The sequence below is a fragment of the Butyrivibrio proteoclasticus genome (assembly GCF_900115735.1).
Taxonomy (GTDB): domain Bacteria; phylum Bacillota; class Clostridia; order Lachnospirales; family Lachnospiraceae; genus Butyrivibrio; species Butyrivibrio proteoclasticus_B.
The window spans coordinates 40818-62914 of sequence record NZ_FOXO01000017.1; the positions used below are offsets into that span (position 1 = coordinate 40818).

Annotated in this window: 22 protein-coding genes; 19 read left to right on the forward strand and 3 right to left on the reverse strand. The window is 38.1% G+C overall.

Going from position 1 to position 22097, the window contains the following annotated elements; genetic code table 11:
- Position 1 precedes the first annotated feature (1 nt).
- From BM146_RS11305 to BM146_RS11340, 8 genes are all read left to right on the forward strand, one after another.
- A complete protein-coding gene (locus BM146_RS11305; RefSeq protein ID WP_074888796.1) occupies positions 2-2377 on the forward strand; it encodes a glycoside hydrolase family 2 TIM barrel-domain containing protein in 2376 nt (791 codons plus the stop codon).
- Entirely contained in the window at positions 2374-2907 is a 534-nt protein-coding gene (locus tag BM146_RS11310) for a hypothetical protein (RefSeq protein WP_074888800.1), read from the forward strand. Before BM146_RS11305 ends, BM146_RS11310 begins: the two co-directional genes overlap by 4 nt.
- On the forward strand, positions 2900-3622 hold the full coding sequence (locus BM146_RS11315; protein ID WP_074888803.1) for a LytR/AlgR family response regulator transcription factor: 723 nt from the start codon (positions 2900-2902) through the stop codon (positions 3620-3622). The genes BM146_RS11310 and BM146_RS11315 overlap by 8 nt, the downstream gene beginning before the upstream one ends.
- A 5-nt stretch (positions 3623-3627) precedes the next feature.
- On the forward strand, positions 3628-4905 hold the full coding sequence (locus BM146_RS11320) for an ATP-binding protein (protein WP_242949389.1): 1278 nt from the start codon (positions 3628-3630) through the stop codon (positions 4903-4905).
- Positions 4906-5416: 511 nt separating this feature from the next.
- A complete protein-coding gene (locus BM146_RS11325; protein WP_074888806.1) occupies positions 5417-6304 on the forward strand; it encodes a DnaJ domain-containing protein in 888 nt (295 codons plus the stop codon).
- Between the two features lie 8 nt (positions 6305-6312).
- Positions 6313-7083 carry an inositol monophosphatase family protein gene (locus BM146_RS11330; RefSeq protein WP_074888809.1) on the forward strand — a complete coding sequence of 257 codons (771 nt, stop codon included), beginning with the start codon at positions 6313-6315 and terminating at the stop codon, positions 7081-7083.
- A 193-nt stretch (positions 7084-7276) separates the two neighbouring features.
- A complete protein-coding gene (locus BM146_RS11335; RefSeq protein ID WP_074888812.1) occupies positions 7277-7678 on the forward strand; it encodes a hypothetical protein in 402 nt (133 codons plus the stop codon).
- A 75-nt stretch (positions 7679-7753) separates the two neighbouring features.
- Positions 7754-7957: a hypothetical protein gene (locus BM146_RS11340; protein WP_074888814.1), complete on the forward strand. Its 204-nt coding sequence runs from the start codon at positions 7754-7756 to the stop codon at positions 7955-7957.
- Positions 7958-8015: 58 nt separating this feature from the next.
- On the opposite strand, the gene BM146_RS11345 is transcribed toward BM146_RS11340, so the two are convergent.
- Positions 8016-8345, reverse strand: a complete 330-nt coding sequence (locus BM146_RS11345) for a multidrug transporter (RefSeq protein ID WP_074888817.1) — start codon at positions 8343-8345, stop codon at positions 8016-8018.
- Between the two features lie 334 nt (positions 8346-8679).
- Here BM146_RS11345 and BM146_RS11355 point away from each other — a divergent pair, with 334 nt between their 5' ends.
- The 5 genes from BM146_RS11355 to BM146_RS11375 all read left to right on the forward strand — a co-directional run bounded on the left by BM146_RS11355 (position 8680) and on the right by BM146_RS11375 (position 13573).
- The gene (locus tag BM146_RS11355; protein WP_074888822.1) at positions 8680-8865 is read left to right on the forward strand and encodes a hypothetical protein; all 186 of its coding nucleotides are present in this window, start codon (positions 8680-8682) and stop codon (positions 8863-8865) included.
- A gap of 256 nt (positions 8866-9121) precedes the next feature.
- A complete protein-coding gene (locus BM146_RS11360; protein WP_074888825.1) occupies positions 9122-10843 on the forward strand; it encodes an N-6 DNA methylase in 1722 nt (573 codons plus the stop codon).
- A 1-nt stretch (position 10844) separates the two neighbouring features.
- Positions 10845-11372 (forward strand): hypothetical protein, encoded by a 528-nt coding sequence (locus BM146_RS11365; protein ID WP_074888828.1) that lies wholly within the window; start codon positions 10845-10847, stop codon positions 11370-11372.
- A gap of 127 nt (positions 11373-11499) precedes the next feature.
- Positions 11500-13068: a type I restriction-modification system subunit M gene (locus BM146_RS11370; RefSeq protein ID WP_074888831.1), complete on the forward strand. Its 1569-nt coding sequence runs from the start codon at positions 11500-11502 to the stop codon at positions 13066-13068.
- Positions 13052-13573, forward strand: coding sequence for a restriction endonuclease subunit S (locus BM146_RS11375; RefSeq protein WP_074888834.1), 522 nt, complete (start codon positions 13052-13054; stop codon positions 13571-13573). The genes BM146_RS11370 and BM146_RS11375 overlap by 17 nt, the downstream gene beginning before the upstream one ends.
- On the opposite strand, the gene BM146_RS11380 is transcribed toward BM146_RS11375, so the two are convergent.
- Positions 13562-14167 (reverse strand): restriction endonuclease subunit S, encoded by a 606-nt coding sequence (locus tag BM146_RS11380; protein WP_074888837.1) that lies wholly within the window; start codon positions 14165-14167, stop codon positions 13562-13564. The genes BM146_RS11375 and BM146_RS11380 overlap by 12 nt on opposite strands.
- Positions 14168-14238: 71 nt before the next feature.
- Here BM146_RS11380 and xerA point away from each other — a divergent pair, with 71 nt between their 5' ends.
- The gene (gene xerA, locus BM146_RS11385; protein WP_074888840.1) at positions 14239-15198 is read left to right on the forward strand and encodes a site-specific tyrosine recombinase/integron integrase; all 960 of its coding nucleotides are present in this window, start codon (positions 14239-14241) and stop codon (positions 15196-15198) included.
- Between the two features lie 49 nt (positions 15199-15247).
- Positions 15248-15733, forward strand: coding sequence for a restriction endonuclease subunit S (locus BM146_RS11390; protein WP_242949388.1), 486 nt, complete (start codon positions 15248-15250; stop codon positions 15731-15733).
- Here BM146_RS11390 and BM146_RS11395 read toward each other — a convergent pair.
- Complete coding sequence (locus tag BM146_RS11395; protein WP_083413512.1) at positions 15722-16441, reverse strand: restriction endonuclease subunit S; 720 nt, start codon at positions 16439-16441, stop codon at positions 15722-15724. The genes BM146_RS11390 and BM146_RS11395 overlap by 12 nt on opposite strands.
- 18 nt (positions 16442-16459) lie before the next feature.
- On the opposite strand from BM146_RS11395, the gene BM146_RS11400 reads away from it, so the two are divergent.
- From BM146_RS11400 to BM146_RS11415, 4 genes are read left to right on the forward strand one after another with little or no spacing between them, the layout of a single operon-like run.
- Positions 16460-16798 carry a hypothetical protein gene (locus BM146_RS11400; RefSeq protein ID WP_074888852.1) on the forward strand — a complete coding sequence of 113 codons (339 nt, stop codon included), beginning with the start codon at positions 16460-16462 and terminating at the stop codon, positions 16796-16798.
- A 23-nt stretch (positions 16799-16821) separates the two neighbouring features.
- Positions 16822-19962: a type I restriction endonuclease subunit R gene (locus BM146_RS11405; protein WP_330391823.1), complete on the forward strand. Its 3141-nt coding sequence runs from the start codon at positions 16822-16824 to the stop codon at positions 19960-19962.
- A gap of 25 nt (positions 19963-19987) precedes the next feature.
- A complete protein-coding gene (locus BM146_RS11410) occupies positions 19988-20749 on the forward strand; it encodes an FRG domain-containing protein (RefSeq protein WP_074888957.1) in 762 nt (253 codons plus the stop codon).
- A complete protein-coding gene (locus BM146_RS11415) occupies positions 20742-21887 on the forward strand; it encodes a DUF262 domain-containing protein (protein ID WP_083413514.1) in 1146 nt (381 codons plus the stop codon). Before BM146_RS11410 ends, BM146_RS11415 begins: the two co-directional genes overlap by 8 nt.
- Positions 21888-22097 lie beyond the last annotated feature (210 nt).

Here is a 22097-nt window from a genome sequence, read left to right on the forward strand (position 1 = left end):
TATGAAGAGAATATGCTTAAATGACAACTGGAAATGTTTTGTTACAGGGAAAAGAGATACCGCAATTGATGTAACTCTTCCTTATGATGCGATGCTATTGGATGAAAAGGACGACGAAAGCGTCACTGGAGTAAATCTTGGATGGTATGTGCCACAGGATTACTCTTTTGAAAAGACTCTTTTGGCTCCAAAGGAATGGGCAGACCAGATCACAGTTCTGTATTTTGAAGGTGTCTATCACAAGGCAACTGTATATGTAAATGGCGTCAAAGCTGCTTATCAGGATTATGGTTACACCGGATTTTATGTGGATGTGACACAGCTTCTGAAATATGGTGAGGACAACACTATTCTTGTAGAAGCTATAAATACTGATCAGCCCAATAGCAGATGGTATACAGGAACCGGTATCTACAGGCCTGTATGGCTATACCAGATGCCACAAAAGCATATTCTCATAAACGGAATTAAGGTTGATACCCTGTCAATAGATCCTCCAGTGATAAAGGTTGCGGTTAGTACAAACGCAGAAGGCCAGGTGACATGCGCTGTAGCAGAGCTTGATACGGTGGTAAAAGAAATAACTAACGCTGATGGTGTAGCCGAGATTACCATGGAGCTTCCCAAAGCAGAACTTTGGAGCCCCGAAAATCCTAAGCTTTATGACCTTAAGGTAAGCTTTGGTGATGATGTCAGAACTGAGCGCATTGGTATCAGAACCCTTGAATTTAATGCTAAAAAAGGCTTTGCCATCAATGGAAAAAGAGTGATACTTCGAGGCGCATGCATTCACCATGACAATGGTATCCTCGGAGCAGCCGGACATGAGTTCTCTGACTACAGAAAGATCAGACTCATGAAGGAAAATGGCTATAATGCAGTGCGTAGTGCTCACAATCCTTGCTCTGAGGCTATTCTTAGAGCATGCGATGAAATGGGCGTCCTGATGATGGATGAGTACGTCGATGCCTGGTATATCCACAAGACCAGATACGACTATGCAACCTCAGTTGAAAAGAACTACAAAACAGACTTAAAGGCCCTTGTAGATAAGGATTACAATCATCCGAGCGTTATCATGTATTCAACCGGTAATGAAGTTGCAGAGACAGCTCAGGCAAAGGGTATCGAGCTTTGCGGCGATATGACTGACTACCTCCATGAACTTGATCCTTCAAGACCCGTATCATGTGGAATCAATATCTTTTTTAACTTCTTAAGTTCAATGGGACTTGGCATCTACTCTGATAAAAAGGCAGAGCAGGAAGTTAAGAATGTCAAAAAGAAGAAGGCAGTTGGCAGTGAATTCTTTAATAACCTTGCAGGGATACTTGGCGCAGATTTCATGAAGTTCGGAGCTACTCTGTATCCTTGCGACGTACTGACTAGAGACGCCTTTGCAAGAATGGATTTTGCAGGGTACAACTATGGAATCAACAGATATGTCCATGATCTAAAGAAATATCCTGACCGATTGATACTTGGAAGTGAGACATTTTGCAGCGATGCCTACAGGTTCATGGAGCTTGCTGCAGATGAGCCCAGGATAATAGGCGACTTCGTATGGTCAGGTATGGATTACCTGGGAGAAGTAGGTGTCGGAAGCTGGGAATATCAGGACTATGCACCGGATTTTAGCCACGGAAAAGGATGGGTTACAGCGGGTTCCGGAAGAGTTGATCTTACAGGTAAATCTCTTTCTGAAGCTGATTACACCCGCGTAGCCTTTGGACTAAAGGACATTGCAATAGGTGTTATCCCTGTAAAATATGCTGATCAAAAACATTCTCCATCTGCATGGAAGATGACAAATGCCATGGCCAGCTGGTCATGGGAAGGATGCGAGAATAAGAAGACCAAGGTAGAGGTCTATGCCCGCGCATACGAGATAGAGCTTCTGTTAAACGGTAAAACTATCGGTAAAAAGAGACCCCAAAACGATTGCAGAGTAGTGTTTGATGTTACTTATATGCCGGGTGAACTTAAGGCTGTGGCATACGCTGAAAATGGTAAAGTAATTGCTACAACAGTTCTTTTAACTGCTGGGAAAAAGACTCAGTTAGTAGTAGAGCCGGAGCTTGCAGCAATAAATAGTGACGGCGATCTTGCTTATGTTCGACTTAAGTTTACAGATCAGTCAGGAGAGGTAAAGCCTCTTGAAAGAGATCACATTAAGGTCAGCGTAACCGGTGGAGAGCTCATTGGCCTTGGCAGCGCCTGCCCATATTATGAAGGCAGTTACCTGGATGATGTCTGCGACACATACTACGGTGAAGCACTGGCTGTAATAAGACCTGTAAGTAAAGGAAACATAGTGATAAATGCTACTTCACTTAATAAGAATCTGACAGCGTCGGCCACTGTAGAGGTAAGATGATGAATAGAGAAAAGATAAAGAAGTTACTATTTCAGTTTGTTAAGTTTTATCTCTTTTCTCTTTTGGTTACGCTGCTTCAGTATTTGCTTCTGACTTTTTTGCCCACAGTAATTAATAACAACACAGATTGGTGTAGTGTACCTTGTCAGCTTTTTAGGGTAAAATTGGGTATAGTAGATACATATATATTTAATTATCCGGTAACCGGAGATGAAACTGGTGGAATGGGATATTTTGCAGCCTTTGCGATCACTTTGTTTATTGCACAGTGCGTAAATTTCCCAATGCAGAGAAATGTTACCTTTAAGTCTCATGGAAATGTTTGGTATCAGGCAATGTGGTATGTCATAGCATTTGTCGCAATAACGGTAGTGTGCAGCGTGCTGATGTCCATCTATGTTCCTGTTTGTAAGCAGTTCCTTGAGCCTGCCGTTTATAACATTCTCATAACTGTTATAAATGGTGGTGTGCAGATGGTGATATATTTCCCTGTTTATAAGATTATTTTTCCAGAGGTAGAACGTGATTAAAATCGCTGTTGTAGATGACGATCTTAATGAACAGCAAAAATTATCAGATATGTTCACAAGACTTGGTGGAGAGATAGGGATCGACCTGTCTGTCGTTACGTTCTCAGACAGGGAGTCTTTCCTGTCCGGGTACGATAAGAGCTATGCGATGCTCTGTCTCGACATTGAGCTTAATACAGAAGATGATAGTGATAATGGAATTGAACTTGCCAAAAAGATAAGGCAGGTCGATTCTGATGTCATTATCATCTTTATTACTAATCTGGCTCAGATGGCTATCAAAGGCTATGAAGTCAGGGCTTTTGATTTCATAGTAAAACCTGTCAATTACGGTGATTTTGCCATGAAGATGAGGAACGCTCTTGGTTTTTATCAGGGGCACAGGTCAGAGAGCTTTAAAGTTCAGACAGAGCATGGCTTTGTCATGATCTCAAGTGACGATCTCTATTACATAGAGGTGAACGGTCACTATATTTACTATCACACTACCAATCAGGTTTACAAACAAAAAGGCACGCTAAAAGAGATAGAGGTTAAGATATCAGAACTGCCCTTTAAGAGGTGTAACAACTGCTATCTGATCAATCTTAAACATGTAAGCGGTGTCGATAAGGATGATGTAATTGTAGGCGGAGACAGACTTAAGATAAGCCGCCCCAAAAAGAGGGAGTTCTTGCAGGCAATTGCTGAATACATGGGAGGTAAGACTTTGTGAATACCATGTTTGAAATATGGGATCTAATTTCATATGCAGTACAGCTGATATTGTCCGGAACTATAGTGATCATTTTTAGTCCCAGGAAAAAATACTGGGGACTGCGCTATGCTGTTTCAGCAGCTCTTTTCATTTTGGTATCTCTTTTTATGAATCATTTTTCCAGGAATATCATGGAGGTAATAGGCTTTGTGGGCTACTGGTCGCTGTATATTGCGGGGGTATTGTTCCAGATATTCTTGTGCACAGAGTACAACATGAGGCAGGTTCTGTACTACTCCATTGTAGCTCTTGCAGTGCAGCATGTTGCCTTTGATATATGCGAGATCTTTGATGCGATATTTGGCAGAATACAGGTAATAGATATAGTTGTCTATATTCTTATCTATGGGATATTTGCCTTTGTTATCAAAAGAATCTTTGCCAAGATGGAAGCCAAGAGCTTTAAGCAGACAGATCTGGTACCAATCATAACGATCATGATGATCGTGCTATTTGTAAGTGTCATGTATAAAGGCAATACCTTTTATGATGTGGAATTCTCCTGGAATTATGTATATTACAGGATTGTTGATGCTCTTTGCTGCGTATATATTCTGTGGACACAGGGTACAAGGCGGCTCAGCGAGTACTATGCAAGCGAGCTTGAGGGTATCAATAAGGCATTTATGATCCAAAAGGAGCAGTTCAAGATCAAGCAGGAGACCATCGACAGTATCAATAGAAAGTGCCATGATCTAAAGCATCAGATCGAGGCTATTCATCACATGGAGAAGGATAGCGACAGAGAGGCTTTCTATAAAGAGCTGAAGAAAGATATTATGATCTACGATGTGGCCATAGATACTGGTAACGAGGCCCTTAATGTCCTGATGATGGATAAGGGGCTGTACTGCTGCGAACATGATATACAGCTAAGCTGCATGGCCGACGCAGGATCACTCTCATTCATGAAACTCGAGGATGTCTATGCAATATTCGGAAATGCTCTGGATAACGCCATTACAGCGGTTGAGAAGATAAGTGATAAGGAAAAGAGAGTTATAAATCTGAAGGTCCTTAATCAGAACAACATGTTCATGCTGCAGCTTCAGAACTATTACAACGGAGTCCTGTCATTTGAAGATGGCATGCCCCTCACAACCAAGACAGACAAGACCCAGCACGGCTTTGGCGTCAAGAGCATCAGATATCTTGCCGAGAAGTACGGCGGCACTATGACAGTAAATGCCAAGGACGGCATATTTACCCTGCAGATATTGCTTCCAATAATGGAACAGTAGGGGATGTTAAAAGAGATGTTTTTTGGGGAGATTCTAGGAGTGAGATTCGGTTCGGGAGTGAGATTCCAGCGGCGTACGGATAAGAACAGTCCTAGAACATGATTTTATCCGTACAATCCCCAGGAAAAAGATCTGTTTTAGGAGTGAGATTCCAGCGACGTACGGATAAGATCAGTCCTAGAACATGATTTTATCCGTACATTCCCAAAGAAAAGAGCTGTTTTAGGAGTGATATTCCGGCGACGTACGGATAAGATTAGTCCTAGAACATGATTTTATCCGTACATTTCCCAGGAAAAGAGCTGTTATAGGAGTGATATTCTAGCGACGTACGGATAAGATTAGTCCTAGAACATGATTTTATCCGTACACTCCCCAGAAAAAGAGCTGTTTTAGGAGTGATATTCTGGCGACGTACGGATAAGATCAGTCTTAGAACGCTAATCAAGGCAAATTGTTCAGAGGAACTGATCAGTTTCTTACATGAGAAAAGGATATCACATTAATCTGTATGACACTTAAGGAAGCTTACAAGATCCTCGGCGCCTCTAAACATGACGACGACCGGGAGATAAAAGCCAAATACAAAAAGCTTCTTATCCTGTACCATCCGGATTCTGATCCGACCAGGAAAAGAAATCCTGAGGATGATGATAAGATCAGGCAGGTCATTGAAGCTTATAAAAAGATCAAGGAGTCTGAAGGAGAGCCCTACTTCGACACTTATGAGTTTACCTGGGATGCCTTTGAGAACAAGGCTGCATTCTCTGAGAGGAACATCTACGTTCAGTTCAAGATGTATGATGAGGAGCTGCCACTTTCCAAGATGGCCAGAGGGAGGTTTGTCTGGGATCCTGATATGGAAGAGTTCAAGCTCTTTTCCAAGAGCGTTCTGGAAGCCTGCAAGGATATCATGACAGACTATAGCGCAAGGCTCACACCTGATAAGGTAAAAGACATCTTTCATTTCATGATGCAGGAGTATGTCCTTCCTGCTGATGCAGCCAGAAAGATTGGCAATAAGGTCCGTGAGGATAGAGACACAGAGGTATTCACCTTCAATGGATTTGTAAAAGAAAATCCTGCAGATCCGAAAGCTTCTGCACCAACTATAGGGGAGCCTTTGAACATTTTTCTTCGAGAAGACAGGGCAGTTGTTGAAGAAATTGTGACAGGTAAGGTGCTTGGATCAGTATCTTTTGATGAGGATGAGCTTTACTACGTGGTCCTTCCACTTCTGGAAGATCCCAAAGTGCAGACCCATGCTTCGATTACTAAAGTTGAAAAGAGCCGCAGATTTGGTAATCGGATGAATGTAGTGATAGAGCTGATGATACCAAAGGACCTTAAGGATGTAGCTGTCTCAAACGAAAGGCAGATCAAAAGAAGGATAGGTTAAAAGAAAAAATGAAAATAGATGAGATTATTGAAATAGTAAGAGAGGCCGGAAATATACTACTGACAGCAAAACGCCCTAAGGTGATGGAAAAGTCCGGACATGCAAATTTTGTTACTGAAACAGACGAGAAGGTTCAGAGATTCCTTGTGGAAAAGTTGAAGGCGGTGCTGCCTGAGGCTGAGTTCCTTGGAGAAGAAGATGGGCAGGATGTCTTTTCCGCTAAGATGGCAAGCGGATACTGCTTTGTCATAGATCCAATAGATGGAACATCAAATTTCATCTATGCGTATAGACCTTCAGTTGTATCTGTGGGACTTCTCAAGGATGGAAAGCCATACATGGCCGTTGTCTACAATCCCTATGATGACATGATGTTCTCTGCGGCAGCAGGCCAGGGCGCCTACATGAATGGTGAAAAGATAATGTCATCAGAGGCACCACTTTCTGATCAGCTCGCATGCTTTGGAACCGCTCCTTACTACGAAGAATACAGAGACAGATCTTTTGACATAGCAAAAAGACTCCTGCCTCAGTGCGTTGATCTTCGAAGATCCGGAACTGCTGCATGGGACATGTGCTGCGTTGCTCTTGGAAGATGCGGACTATACTTTGAACTGAAGATTCAGATCTGGGACTACGCGGCAGCTGCGCTTATCGCCAAGGAAGCAGGCTGCAGCGTGACAGACATTGAAGGAAATCCCCTTCCATACACAGGTGCTTCTTCAGCGCTATGTATGGGGCGCGGGGTAAAAGAAATACCGGATTGCTTTAAAGAATAAACAAAAAGCAAGCATAAAAAGTGCGCATGGATACTGACGTGAGAGATGATTTCAAAATACATCTCCTCATCCCAGTGTTCATGCGCTTTTTCATTGTGGAAATTATTGGACAATTGACAGTTTAAAATTTGAATCATAGAAAAGCAGTTGGGGGAAGATAACAATAGTTTTGTGAAAGGAAAAGGTGATTCTTATGAGAAAAATGATTATTGTATTATCTTCCATTACAGTTATGACTCTTATGCTTTTGGTTAGTAGCATCAGAGTGGATGCTGAAAGTTATGAGGAGTATTGCGAGAGATGGCTACAGAAACAACTTGAGCGTGACGAGAAACTTATGGACGAGTTAGAAGCAGAGGGGACCCTGACGCAGGAAGCAATCGATTCCATAAGCAAAGGAACTTCAAAGAGAAAACCAAATTGTAAATCAAATAAAAGCTCAAATAAATACAGCGATTCCGGAAGCTCTTCATCTAGTGGAAACACAACTTCCGGCAAAGGCTGGGTGTATTCGGCAGATGAACTTCATGTAATTGGACTTCCTGAGGGAGAGGATGGCTACACGCTTCCTGGATGGTATGGGGATATTGATTAACAGATTTATAGTTGGGGCGGGGAATGATCATATATCATTTCCCGTCCTGTGCCATTTGGGAAAGGCGGTGATAACATGTTAGCTATTTTTGAATTATTCCTTGCAATAATCATTGTTGCAGTTAGACATTATTTGAAGAATAAAGAACAATATCAGGTAAAGATAAAAAGAATTTTGTTGAAAGTGGCGGCCACAGTATTAGCACTCCTTCTTACAATTACAGTGCTACTGCAAGAGTTGATTCAGCAGTTATTAAACAAAATCGGCAAAAGCTTATAGATAATTGCAAAAGAGCTGCTGGTGTTATTTGTTAAACATCAACAGCTCTTTCTACTTACTACTTCCCATAATTACGGTCTATCAGTTCCTGAACCGATTCTTTCAAATCATCACTGAAGTCAGCGAGATCTTCCTGTGTAATGATTCCAAGATTTATCATGGTCACAATATCAAAAATGGCTTCACCTTTATCAAGCTGCATCTGCACACCGGGATTCTTCTTATCTTTCTTGATTCGTTTATCGAGATCCCAGAACTTGGTAGATGCTGGTTTCTTGTTCTGAAGCATCTTAACATATTCTTTTAAAAGCCTTTCCATATACGCTTCCTGCCATTCGGGAACCTTATCCATGAATAATTTCCAATCAGCTTTTGTAATGCCATTCATAATTATAGAACTCCTGTGGTTATCATTTTTGTAAATGATCATAGCACATATCTACCTCTATTTGCATTTGGACTTCTGGTTGAATCTCCGAAAGCCGCATGGATACTGGACAAAAGAACTGTTATTTTTATGGGACTGATAGAGGTTTACACTTTAGTTACAAGGTGAAGAGAAGGTTGCTTTTTGAGGAGAACACATTATGGAGAAACTTCTGTATTGGCTTAGGAAATGTATTCATAGGAACAACAGATTCTGTAAACACTTCTGTGTCACTTGCGAGTTCTATGAAATCTGCAAGAGAGATGGAAGTTTGGATTGAAAGAGAGGTAGCGTTATGTTTTTTGGAAAGAAAGATAAAGATGTCAGATTAACAGATAAGCAATACAAGGACCTTACAAGCAAAATGAGCAAAAAGGAGCGCAGAGAATTTGATCGTCGTCAGGATGAACTGAGAAGAGAAAGAGAAGAAGATAGACTTCTCGGATGGCTGGAATTTGAGGATGATTTGGATGATATGTGATGATTGGCTCTTGATGAGACCAATTGTAAAAACATTTGAGATTGTAAATTGAACACTAGGAGCAGTTCTGTGAATTAGTAAAAGTCATGGGCTGTCTGCTTTTGCTTTGCATAGTAGATAATTTGCACATTTATTGAGATAATTAAGCGACATGGTTATTAAAAACCAAAATTGGTTATTGACAACCAAAGAATCTGTTGATATATTTTATTCATCAGATAACAACATGGTTATAAATAACCAAAGGAGGAAACCCATGTTAGATAGAAACGAAATTAGAAAGATTGATGCTAAGGTTGTAAGTGAGATTAGTTGGAAGATAGCTAACTTTATGAGAGGAATGGCACCAGCCGATCCAAAGCAGAATTTTGTTCTTGTGTACTTAGCATTTGTAGCTTTAACAAATGAGATTGATAATATTGATGATTTACTTTTCTTTATAGAAGATAAAATTTCTGAGCAGAGGGCAATGTTCGCAAAAGAAGTTGCTAGAGATAGTATTGAGATAGCTTTACAACTATCAAAAACATTTTCAGAAGAGGACTTGCTTGCTTATCTATTTGTATTTCCGAGAGAATACTCAGGAAGATTTGGCGGAGAATATGGAACACCAGAGTCTCTTTCAAAACTTGCAGTGAGAGTTTTGGATATCAAAGAGAATGAGAGAGTTGCAGACTTTGGAAGTGGAGCTGGTGATTTTATTACCCTTGCTACTGAGGGACATGAGATAAATCCATTCTACGGAATAGAGCTTAATACCTATTCATATGAAATCTCAAAAATCAGAGCAGAATTATTTGCTGATAATACAGAATTTGAACTTGGCGATATGTTTGCGGTTTCAATGGATAAAAAGTTTGAAAAGATATTTTCAAATTATCCATTTGGTATGAGGTTAATCCATCTGCAGACTGGCTCAGCTTATATTGAAGACCTTCTTAAGAGAATGCCGGAGATAAAAAGAGCTACTTCATCTGACTGGATTTTTAATTCAGTGATTTTTGATCATCTTACAGAAAATGGTAAGGCAGTTGCCATTATGACTAATGGCAGTACATGGAACAGTATAGATCAGAGAATCCGTGAATACTTCATTAGAAATGGATATGTTGAAGCAGTTATTTCTCTTCCTGCAAAGCTATTTGAGTTTACAAATATTGCTACAACTATGATTGTTCTTAGCAGGGGCAATAAAGAAGTTAGGTTGGTAGATGCAACAGCCTTATGTGAGCAGGGTAGAAGACAGAACGTCATTACTGATGAAAATATTGAACACATTATAAGTTTATTAAAAGAGGATGGAGACGAGACTATTACTGTAGATTTGAAGACTTTGCAGAATAATGAATTTGTGCTTAATCCTTCACGATATCTTGAAAAGACCATTGAGATTGAGGATGGTGTTGAGCTTGGCAGTTTAATGAAGCGCATCACCAGAGGGGCTCCACTTAGGGCAAGTGAGTTAGATGAAATGGTTTCAGATGAACCTACAGATACACAGTATCTTATGCTTGCAAATATTCAGAATGGAATGATTTCCGAAGATTTACCATATCTTAAAGAGCTGGATGCAAAGCTAGATAAGTATTGTATTGGGAATAGAAACCTTTTGCTTTCAAAAAATGGTGCACCATTCAAGGTTGCGGTTGCTGAGGTTGAGGAAGGAAGAAAGATATTAGGAAATGGTAATCTTTTTATCATTGAGTTGGATGAAGAAAAGGTTAATCCATATTTTATCAAGGCCTTTTTTGATAGTGAAGTTGGAACTGCTGTTCTTAAGTCAATTGCCGTAGGTGCAACAATTCCAAATATCTCAGCTGAGTCACTTAAGAAGCTGATTGTTCCATTGCCATCAATGGAAAAGCAAAATGAAATTGCAAATCTGTACCAGGCTAAGCAGGACGAAATAAAAGTGCTGCAGCTTAAGATTCAGAAAGCACAGAATGATTTGAGAGGTATCTTCGGGGAGGTGAAGTGATATGTTGTCTATTGAAGAATTGTCAGAACTTGAAGACGCTATCATGGAAGTTTTGCCCGACAAGATAACACAGATTTTATCGAGAGCCAATAGAAGTGGTGAGCTTGAAGAATTATTGAGGCTCCTGGGACTATCAGATCTTCTTAACAGTGAAAATCAATTTGAAACATACAAGGATGGCAAAATTGTTGTAGTAGGTGGAACCGAAGTCAAGGAAGATGTTCTGGCATCTATTGGCAAACAGCTTGGTATAGATAAAAAGCGTTTTGAATTCTGCTTGGATTATGAAGATGCTCAGAAGTACGATTTCAGAAAGATGCAGTATGCTCCGCAGTATCGTGTCGTTCTCTTTGGTCCTACCCCACATAGTGGACATGGTAAGGGAGACAGCGGAAGTATTATTGCGGAGATTGAAAAGTCAGAAGCTTATCCAAGAGTTGAAAGATTACTGAGTGGACAGGAGCTTAAAATTACAAAATCCAACTTCAGAGAAATGCTTCAAAGGCTGATTGACGAAGACTATATATGATATACTGATAGCAGTTGTTATTTAAGAGAAAAGCTTTAAGAGAAAAGTTTAAGAGTCTATTTTTTAGGATACATAAAAGCGTACAATTATAATTGAACAAATATAAATAGTTGAAAGAGGTATATACATGGCACCTAAGGCTAAAAAAGAAGTATCAATGGAGGAAGCTCTTTGGAAATCTGCGGATAAACTTAGAGGTTCTGTTGAATCTGCAGAGTATAAGCATGTAGTACTGAGCTTGTTCTTCCTTAAATTTGCAAGTGATAAATTTGAAGAGCAAAAGGCAAAAATCATTGCAGAAGGACATGACAAGTTTGTAGATAACATAGCTTTTTATACAAAGGATAATGTTTTCTACTTACCACCTGAAAGCAGATGGTCTTACGTGATGGAGAATGCAAAGCAGGATGACATTGCGCTTAAGATTGATACTGCCCTTTATACAATTGAAAATACCAACCCTATATTAAAGGGGGCATTACCGGATAATTACTATTCAAGATTACAGCTTGATACAACTAAGCTGGCATCACTTTTGGATGAAATAAATAAGATTGATACAACAAAAGATAAAGAAAATGATATCATCGGCAGAATGTATGAATATTTCCTCAGTAAGTTTGCTATTGCTGAAGGAAAGGGTAAGGGAGAATTCTACACTCCAAAGAGCATTGTTAATCTGATTGCAGAATTGATTGAGCCTTATGATGGTATACTTTACGATCCATGCTGCGGCTCTGGTGGTATGTTTGTGCAGTCGATTAAGTTCGTAGAAGCACATCATGGTAATAAAAAGAAAGTTTCTATTTATGGTCAGGAGTATACAAATACTACATACAAACTGGCCAAAATGAATCTTGCCATAAGAGGTATCGCTGCAAATCTTGGAGAAACAGCAGCAAATACTTTTTCAAATGACCAGCACAAGGATCTGAAAGCAGATTATATCATGGCAAATCCGCCATTCAACCAGAAAGAATGGCGTGCAGATGATGAGCTCCTTGATGATCCAAGATGGAATGGGTATGAGGTTCCACCAACAAGTAATGCAAACTATGGTTGGATTTTAAATATGGTATCTAAGCTTTCTCAGAATGGTGTTGCAGGATTCCTTCTTGCGAATGGAGCACTTTCTGATGATGGTACTGAGCTTAAGATAAGACAGCAGCTTATTGAAAACGATTTGGTTGAGGCAATTCTGATTCTGCCTCGAAATCTTTTCTACACAACCGACATCAGTGTTACACTGTGGATTCTTAACAAGAATAAGAAAGAGCGTACTGTTGATAACAATGGTGTTGAGAAACACTATCGTAACAGAGAAAAGGAAATTCTCTTCATGGATCTTCGTCAGATGGGAAGCCCATATGAGAAGAAATATATTGAGCTTACAGAAGAAGATAGAGCAAAGGTTGTAGAAACATATCATAACTGGCAACAAGTTGGATATGAGAACACATACGAAAATATACCAGAATTCTGTTATTCAGCAGGCTATGATGAAGTCGCTGAAAAAGGATTTACCCTGGTTCCAAGTAGATATATTGAATTTGTAAATCGTGATGAAAACATTGACTTTGACACAAAAATGAAGACATTGCAGAGTGAGCTTCAGGAGTTGTTAGTGCAGGAGGAAAAGTCAAAGGAAGAGTTGCTTGGAGTATTTAAGGAGCTTGGTTATGAAATCAAATTATAAAAGACTTGGCGATTACATAAGCCCGGTGGATATTAGGAATAAAGATTTGGCAATAGATAGGCTTCTTGGTGTAAGCATTTCAAAAACATTTATCGAGTCAATCGCGAATACAGTTGGAACAGACTTTTCTAATTATAAAGTTGTTAAAAGAAATCAGTTTGCATATGGACCGGTTACTTCAAGGAATGGAGATAAGATATCAGTTGCGCTATTGAATGAGGATGAGTGTATTATCTCCAGCTCCTATTCTGTGTTCAAAGTAAATGACGAAAATCGATTATCTCCAAATTACCTGATGCTATGGTTTAACAGACCAGAGTTTGATAGATATGCAAGGTATATGTCACATGGAAGCGTGAGAGAAATTTTCTCATGGGATGACATGTGTGATGTTGAACTTCCTGTACCAAGCATCGAAGAGCAGAATGAAATTGTGGCTGCTTATAAGACGATAGATAATAGGATAGCACTAAAAAAGAAGATAAATGATAATTTAGCGGCTTGAGATCTGTGTTAACAAACCACCCTTAAGTTCTGTAAGCAACTGTATTTCTTTTGTATTTGAAAGAATTTCACAGAATAAAGGGTACACAAGATTCTGAAAATGTATAGCATCACCTTTGTCGGGAAGAAAAACTTTTTCCATTTCAAAATCACGTGTAACTAAAGCGCTAAAAACAGCTCCCGATGCTTTCTTTTTCATAGTCGCTATAACATAACGAGTAAAAGCATAGACAAATAACGGCGGATAGTCATCTTTACCTTTTAAGGCATAACATGACTGATTCATAGCCATCGGAACTCCTGCCATAGAAAGGTTTCCTACTGTACCGCGGCAGGTTACGAACGTTGTGTACGGTGGATAGAGTCGGCTGGAACAATTGTTTAAGCCCTCATTTGTTAGCTTTTTTTCAGTGCTTAAGCAAAACGGTGAATCTGATACATCCTTGGGTGTGAAAAAAGGTATATCTCCGTTCCAGTAATCACCAATTTCGGTTTTTGGAGTTCCACCACCCATTAGTTGCACTATATCAGTAAAGGATACGGTATTATTTGAGCTTTCCTTTATAAATTTATCAAAAAATATCGTATCTGCCATGTTAGCTAAATTATCATTTAGCTAAATGACGTCATAATCGTTATCTTATATGAAAAAAGGAGATTTTGATTATGACGGAGGAACAAGCATTATTTGTAAAGCAAAGAATGCTAGCTGTGTTAGATAATGCACAGATGGAGAGATTATCTGAAACTTTGGATGTGTGTATCGAAAATGGTTCGCTTGAGGATGCTAGAAATTATCTTGACGATTTTATTGCTGCTAAGCGGATTGAGGGTAGATCAGAGAAAACGCTTGATTACTATAAGAGTGTTATAGAGAAAACTGTTAATAGTATAGGTAAGACAGTGAAGCGCATTACTACTGAGGACTTGAGGAAGTACTTAGCAGACTACCAGGAGAAAAAAGGATCAAGCAAAGTTACGATTGATAATATGCGGAGAATTCTTTCGAGTTTTTTTGGATGGCTAGAAGATGAAGAGTTGATTATAAAAAGCCCAGTTAGGCGCATTCACAAAGTCAAAGCTAGTAAGGTAATTAAAGAAGCATATACAGATGAGGATCTTGAGAAGATGCGTGATTCTTGTCAAGAAATAAGAGACTTAGCTTTGATTGATTTTTTGGCTTCAACAGGTATGAGAGTCGGAGAGCTGGTACAGCTCAATATAGATGACATAGATTTTGAAGAAAGAGAATGTACGGTTCTTGGCAAAGGGGATAAGGAACGGATAGTTTATTTTGATGTCAGAAGCAAGTTACATCTAAGGCAGTATCTTAATTCAAGAGATGACGAAAATCCAGCACTATTTGTGAGTCTGGATAATCCACATAATCGTTTAAAAATCGGGGGTGTGGAGAGTAGATTAAGGAAAATTGGTAGAGATCTTGGAATTCGGAATGTGCATCCGCATAGATTTAGAAGGACACTAGCTACAGTCGCTATAGATAAAGGAATGCCGATAGAACAGCTACAGCAGTTACTTGGACATCAGCGGATAGATACGACATTGCAGTATGCGATGGTTAAACAGAGCAACGTAAAAATAGCTCATAGAAAATATATAGGATGAGGTGAGAAGATTGCATAAGGGATATGAACCATTAGGAAATCACATACAATTGGTAGATGATAGAAATAGGGAAGAAATAACCGATAGAGTACTGGGAATTAATATTGATAAATTTTTTATGCCTTCAGTGGCAAATGTAATTGGAACGGATTTGTCCAAATACAAACTGCTGAAAAAAGGTTATTTTGCTTGTAATCCTATGCATGTTGGAAGAGATGAAAGATTGCCTATAGCACTATTCAATGAGGATGAACCAGGAATAGTGTCACCCGCATATTTTATGTTTGATGTAGTTGATACAGATTTGCTGAATGCAGAATATTTGATGATGTGGTTTAGAAGACCTGAATTTGATAGACAATGCTGGCTTAGGACAGATGGTTCTGTCAGAGGTGGAATAACATGGGATGATTTATGTAGAATGGAAGTTCCGGTTCCTCCTATGGAAGAACAATTAGAAATAGTTAAAGCCTATAATACTATTGAGGAGAGAATAGAGTTAAAAAAGAAGATAAATGATAATTTAGCGGCTTAGTTGAGCTTGTATTTGATAAGCTACATCTTTGAGTTGCTGTATTTCTTTATTGTTAAGAGATATTGCATCAAATAATGGTTTAACCATTTTGGTGAAGGCTATATTTACATTCTCTGGTGCATATATAACTCGTGAGTTTACTATATCTTCTTTTGAGAGATTTACCTGAACACCAATATGTGCATGACGCCTCAATTCACGTAAAAAAGTTGGATTATTTGTAAGAAGGTAAATATGATATGGACTAATTCCAAGATAGCCATTTGTTCGTAATAATCCTACTCGTTGATTTACTATATATTTGTTATTGATGTCCATAAGAGCAGTATGTCCTAGGAGTGCTACGTTTTCTTTCATGTCAGTCATGGACATAAGAATGTCTCCTGATGACAATACAAAGCGCATTAAACTAGAACAGTACTTTCGTTCAATCCAGCTTTTGGTGCCATCATAATTGAGCCCACCGCCTTTTTTGATGTTTCCCATCTTAAAGACATCAAAGCAATCTGTTGTCGGCTCATCAAGGAGATCATCACTCTTAAAGGCGTAACCATTTATGAATTCAACACAATTATCAAGAATTCCATTTTCCCATCCTGTAAGAGGAAGCGGTAATCCATCTTCATCTATAGAGTGTTGAAAAGGGTCATAATTAATAAACCATGAAGTGAAAAGCGCTTGAGCTTGTGCTTCTAAATTATCATTTATATGAAAGGGATTAAAATAATGGGATTATATGAAGGAATAAAAGATGTAGCTGGTATTGTGCAAAAAGCTGATAATATAGAGCTTTATAAGCAACTTCTTGATTTGGGGAGTCAAGCCCTTGATATGCAAAATGAAATAATGCAGCTACGCAATGAAAATAAAGAACTGAAAGATGAATTGAATCAAAAGAAGAAAGTTATTCGCCACAAAGATGCATTATATATAACTCTTGAGGGTGATGAAGATCAGATTCATTATTGTTCTACATGTTGGGGCAGTAAAGGGAAGTTTATACAGCTCAACAATGAAGATAGATGCTATATATGCGATAGAGAATGGATTGCAGCAAGGCATTAAAAGATGTATCGGAGGTGAATGGAGTGGCATTTAATGAACATGCATTGGAAATGTCTATAATGAAGCTCTTGGAAGACAAGGGATATATTCATCAGACCGGTAATGAGCTTATACGAAAGAAAACCGAGGTGCTGTTAGTAGATGATCTTAAAGATTATCTACGTACTCGCTATGCCAATGTTGAAATCACTGAAAGTGAGATTGATAGTATCATTCTTTCCTTAAGGACAGAAGGAGGTTCATTATATGAAGCCAATAAGGCCATTATGTCAATGATAATGGATGGCTTTGTGCTTAATAGGGAAGATCCTGCAAAAAAGGATATCTATATTGAATTTATAAACTATGATGAGCCAGAAAAGAACACCTTTAAGATAGTGAATCAGCTTGAAATAGAGGGCTATAACTACCAGATACGTATTCCGGATGGAATTATATATGTAAATGGTTTGCCATTAGTTGTGCTCGAATTCAAGACTGCCATTCAGGAAAACACAACTATCATGGATGCGTATACACAGCTTACAGTGCGCTATAAGAGGGATATTCCTGAAATCTTTAGATACAATGCCTTTGTAGTTATTTGTGATGGCGCAAATAGTAAGTATGGCTCGTTATTTACTCCATACGAATTTTTCTATGCATGGCGCAAAGTAAATGATAACGATCCTGAAATGGATGGAATCAATTCACTGTTTACCATGGTAGATGGTCTGCTTGAGAAAAGCAGGCTTCTTTCTGTTATTAAAAATTTCATTTATTTCCCAGATACATCAAATAAAGAAGTGAAGGTTGTATGCAGATATCCACAGTTTTTTGCTGCAAATAATCTGTATGAAAGTATAAAGAGACACATGAAACCTGAGGGAGATGGAAAGGGCGGAACTTATTTTGGAACCACGGGTTGTGGAAAGAGCTACACTATGCTCTTTTTAGCAAGAATGCTTATGAAGAGCAGTTATTTCAAGAATCCTACAATACTGCTGATAACAGATAGAACTGATTTGGATGACCAGCTTTCTAAGCAATTTGTTTCATCCAAGGAATATATTGGTGACAACAATGTTATCAGTATAGATTCCAGGGATGAACTAAGAAATGAGTTGCAAGGAAAGCCAAGTGGAGGAGTTTATCTCACGACCATCCAGAAATTTACAGAAGATACGCAGCTTCTCACGGATAGATCTAACGTTATTTGCATCTCTGATGAGGCACATAGATCGCAGGTAAATCTTGATATGAAGGTAAGAATCACGGATGAAGGTGTTAATCGCACGTACGGATTTGCCAAGTACTTACATGATTCTTTACCAAATGCCACATATGTGGGATTCACTGGAACACCTATTGATGCGACTCTTGAGGTGTTTGGTGATATAGTTGGTCATCCATATACAATGACAGAGGCTGTTAAGGATGAGATAACAGTCAATCTTGTTTACGATGGTCGTGCAGCAAAGGTTACGCTTAGAGATGATAAGCTCCGTGAAATCGAAGAATACTATGATAAATGTGCAACACTGGGAACATCGGAAGAACAAATTGAGGAAAGCCAAAAAGCAGTAGCACATCTTGACGTTATTATTGGTGATCCTGACAGACTTAAGGCAGTAGCTAAGGACTTTGTAGTACATTATGAAAAGAGAGTTGAGGAAGGTTCTACCGTAGCTGGAAAAGCCATGTTTGTTTGCGCAAACAGGTTTATTGCCTATGCCTTTTATTTGAATCTTATGGAACTTCGTCCAGAGTGGAAAGAAAAGAGAAAGGCTCCTAAAGGAGTTGAGCTTTCAGAGAAGGACGAAGAAGAGCTTAAGCCTATTGAAAAAGTAAAGCTTGTAATGACAAGAAACAAAGATGATGAAAAAGAGCTTTACGATATGCTTGGCACAAAAGAAGACAGAAAAGAATTGGATAGACAGTTTAAAAATGTGAAGTCCAACTTTAAAATTGCAATTGTCGTAGACATGTGGCTTACAGGTTTTGATGTTCCATGTCTTGATACTATTTACATTGATAAGCCTATTCAGCAGCATACACTTATCCAGACAATTTCAAGAGTAAACCGTGTATATGAGGGCAAGGATAGAGGCCTTATTGTTGACTATATCGGCATAAAAAAGAATATGAACTTGGCTCTTCGCAAATATACAAACTTTGAAAAACAGGAGTTTGACAATATAGAACAAGCTGTAACTATAGTTCTCGATGAAGTTGATGTGCTTGATAGTATGTTCTGTAATTTTAATTCAGATGACTTCTTTAATGGAGATCCGTTGCAACAACTTAATTGTTTGAACAGAGCTGTAGAGTATGTTCAGCAGACAGAAGAGTTAGAATTACGCTTCATGGCAGCTGTTAGGAAGATGAAGAAAGCCTTTAATCTGTGCAGCGCAAGTGAAAACTTTACTGATGAAGATATAGAGAAAATCCATTTTTATCAAGCTGTGAGGTCAGTTCTTTATAAACTGACCAAGGGTGAAGCTCCAGATACTGAGCAAATGAACATGAAAGTCAGAAAGCTTCTTGAAGGTGCAATACAGTCTGATGGTATAGAAGAGCTCTTTGAGACCGGAAAGCATATCGACTTTGATATTTTCAGTGATGAGTATATGGCTCGTATTGAGAAAATTAATCTGCCTAATACAAAGATTAAGGCATTACAGAGACTACTGACCTATGCAATAGAAGAGTTCCAGAGAGTGAATAAGATTAAGAGTATAGAGTTCGCAGAGCGAATGAAGCAGGTCGTAGATACATATAATAATAGGCGTAAGGACGAGGCTTTTGCAAATGAAGTCCTTGATGATGTTGCGAATCAGCTTGCTGATCTTATCCATGAGCTTAAAAAAGAGAAAAATTCTTTTGAAGACATGGGAATAGACTACGAAGAAAAAGCGTTCTATGACATTTTATCTGCTGTGGCAAAAAAATATGAATTTGAATATCCAGAAGATAAGATGATTGAACTTTCAAAGGAAATCAAGGTTGTAGTAGAGGATAAGGCTAAATATCCGGATTTTTCAACAAGAGAGGATATTAAGGCAAATCTTCAGGTGGATCTGATTTTGCTTTTGGATAAGTATGATTATCCACCAGTAACAATCGATGATGTATACAAGGAAGTATTGGAGCAGGCTGAGAATTTTAAGAAATATCAAGAATAAGAAAAGGGAGGGTAAAAAAAGAGTAATGGAGTCGATTACAGTCAATTCACTTGAAGAATACATAGAATATATAGATAAACTTCCGCCAGATTATACATTATCACGCGGTCAAGAAAAAGACTTTTCGCTTCTGCCATCAGCAATGAGATGTGATGAGGATGGAATGAAACTTTATTCCAAGTCATTAAGAAAAAGTTTTATTGAGGATTTTAAAATAAATTCTGCTCAATATGTAGATTCCTCAGCTATGACAAATGAATATGAATGGCTTGTATATGCACAGCATTTTGGAGTGCCGACTTGCTTGTTGGATTTTACATATTCACATTTAGTGTCTGTAATGTTTGCAGTAGAGAATGCTTTTAAGTATGAGGAAGATGATGAAGAAAACTCTGTCATATGGATTCTTAATCCTAATAAATTGAATCAAATGTCGATTAAACGCTCTGAAATTGTTAATGTATCGTATGGTGATAATAAGTGTTTAGCAGATATTGAATATCCATGTGCCATTACGGCCAAGAAAAGTAATCCACGTATTGCTGCCCAGAATGGATTATTTGTATATTTCAATGAAGATAAGCCGTTGGAAGAAATCGAAATAGCTAATGATTGCCTAAAAAAGATTATTATTCCACACTCATGTGGGAAGAAAATATTGAAAAGTCTTTTTGTGATGGGGATGAGATTTGTAGATATATATCCAGAGCTATCATCTATATCTAAAGATATACTTTTAAAGAATAAGATTAGAGAGTTTTACAATATGGAGGAAAATAATGAGTAAGGAAGAGTTTAAGGTTAAGCCGGTAGAACTTGATCAAACAATAAAAAATATAGTTGAAGCTATAGATAATGGATATAAATTACAACATTTACCGGATGAGCAATTAGATGCAGAAGGTAGATTAGAGTTTAGTGATAGCCTTATTTTGAAACCAGACTATCAGAGAGAATACAGATCAACAATAGAAGAAGAGAGTTCTATAATTGAATCTATCTTAGTAGGAATTCCAATTCCTCCTGTTTTTTTGTGTTCTACACGAATTAAAGGGGTACAAGTATTAAATGTTGTGGATGGACAACATAGATTATTTGCCTTGTATAGGTTTAGAAAAGGTGAATTTAAGCTTACAGGGTTACCACTTTTAAAAGATTATGAAGGCAAGAAATTTAGCGAGCTTCCTATAGAGGAACAAGAGTTAATAATAGGACATAAATTACCGGCATTTGTATTTAGGGAATTCCCAGGAAAAAGATTTGAGTTAGAAGTTTTTAATAGATATAACAAAGGAACTAAGAACCTTACACCGCAGGAAATTCGTAATGCAGTTTATTCTTCTCCACATAACGATTACATAACAAAGTTTGTCGAGAAATTATACAAGAGTAATAGCGACCCAGTATTGAGTGAAATCTATAATGTTACAAAAGATAGATTCTTAAAGAAAAAAGTTCATGAAGGCATTTTTAGTATTTTATATGTTTTAGAGTTTGGAATCGATGAGTCATTTAAAGATTCTACCACTTATGCCACAGAATACATGAAAAAGAAGGCTGAATTATTTTCAGAGCAGGGAGAAGAGCAAGCATTACGTGATGAAAACAATATGATATATGAGTTTGAGAAGTTTAATGCTTGGCTCAAGCAGTTTACCAAATATACACCATATCCGTTGTCTAAAGAATTATATGGAATTTCAAGTAAAAGTTATAAATTCCAAACATCAATGGCTCTAATTCTGCCTGCATTGTATAACAGAATAAAAGATAACGAAAAGTGGAAGGACAAAGAGTTTGATTTTATAGTTGAGAGAATACGAATGTGTTTAACGTCATCATTTTTGGAAGATCCTGATTATACAGCATCATCTACAAACTCTAGGGAAATAGCTAGACTAGTTGAGAGCTTTACATTAGATTAAAAGGAATATAACGATCGGATTATTATCCATAAAAAGAATATAATGTCAAGGAAATCAGATATTGTGGAAAGGTTCATAGGATATCTAAGAGATAATAATCTTTTTGCAGAGCAATACTTTATATAGGAGACAGAGCGTTTAGATACAGTAATCATTTATTACAGTACTCATCATGGCAGCACAAAGATACTTCTGGACACAAATGTAGAT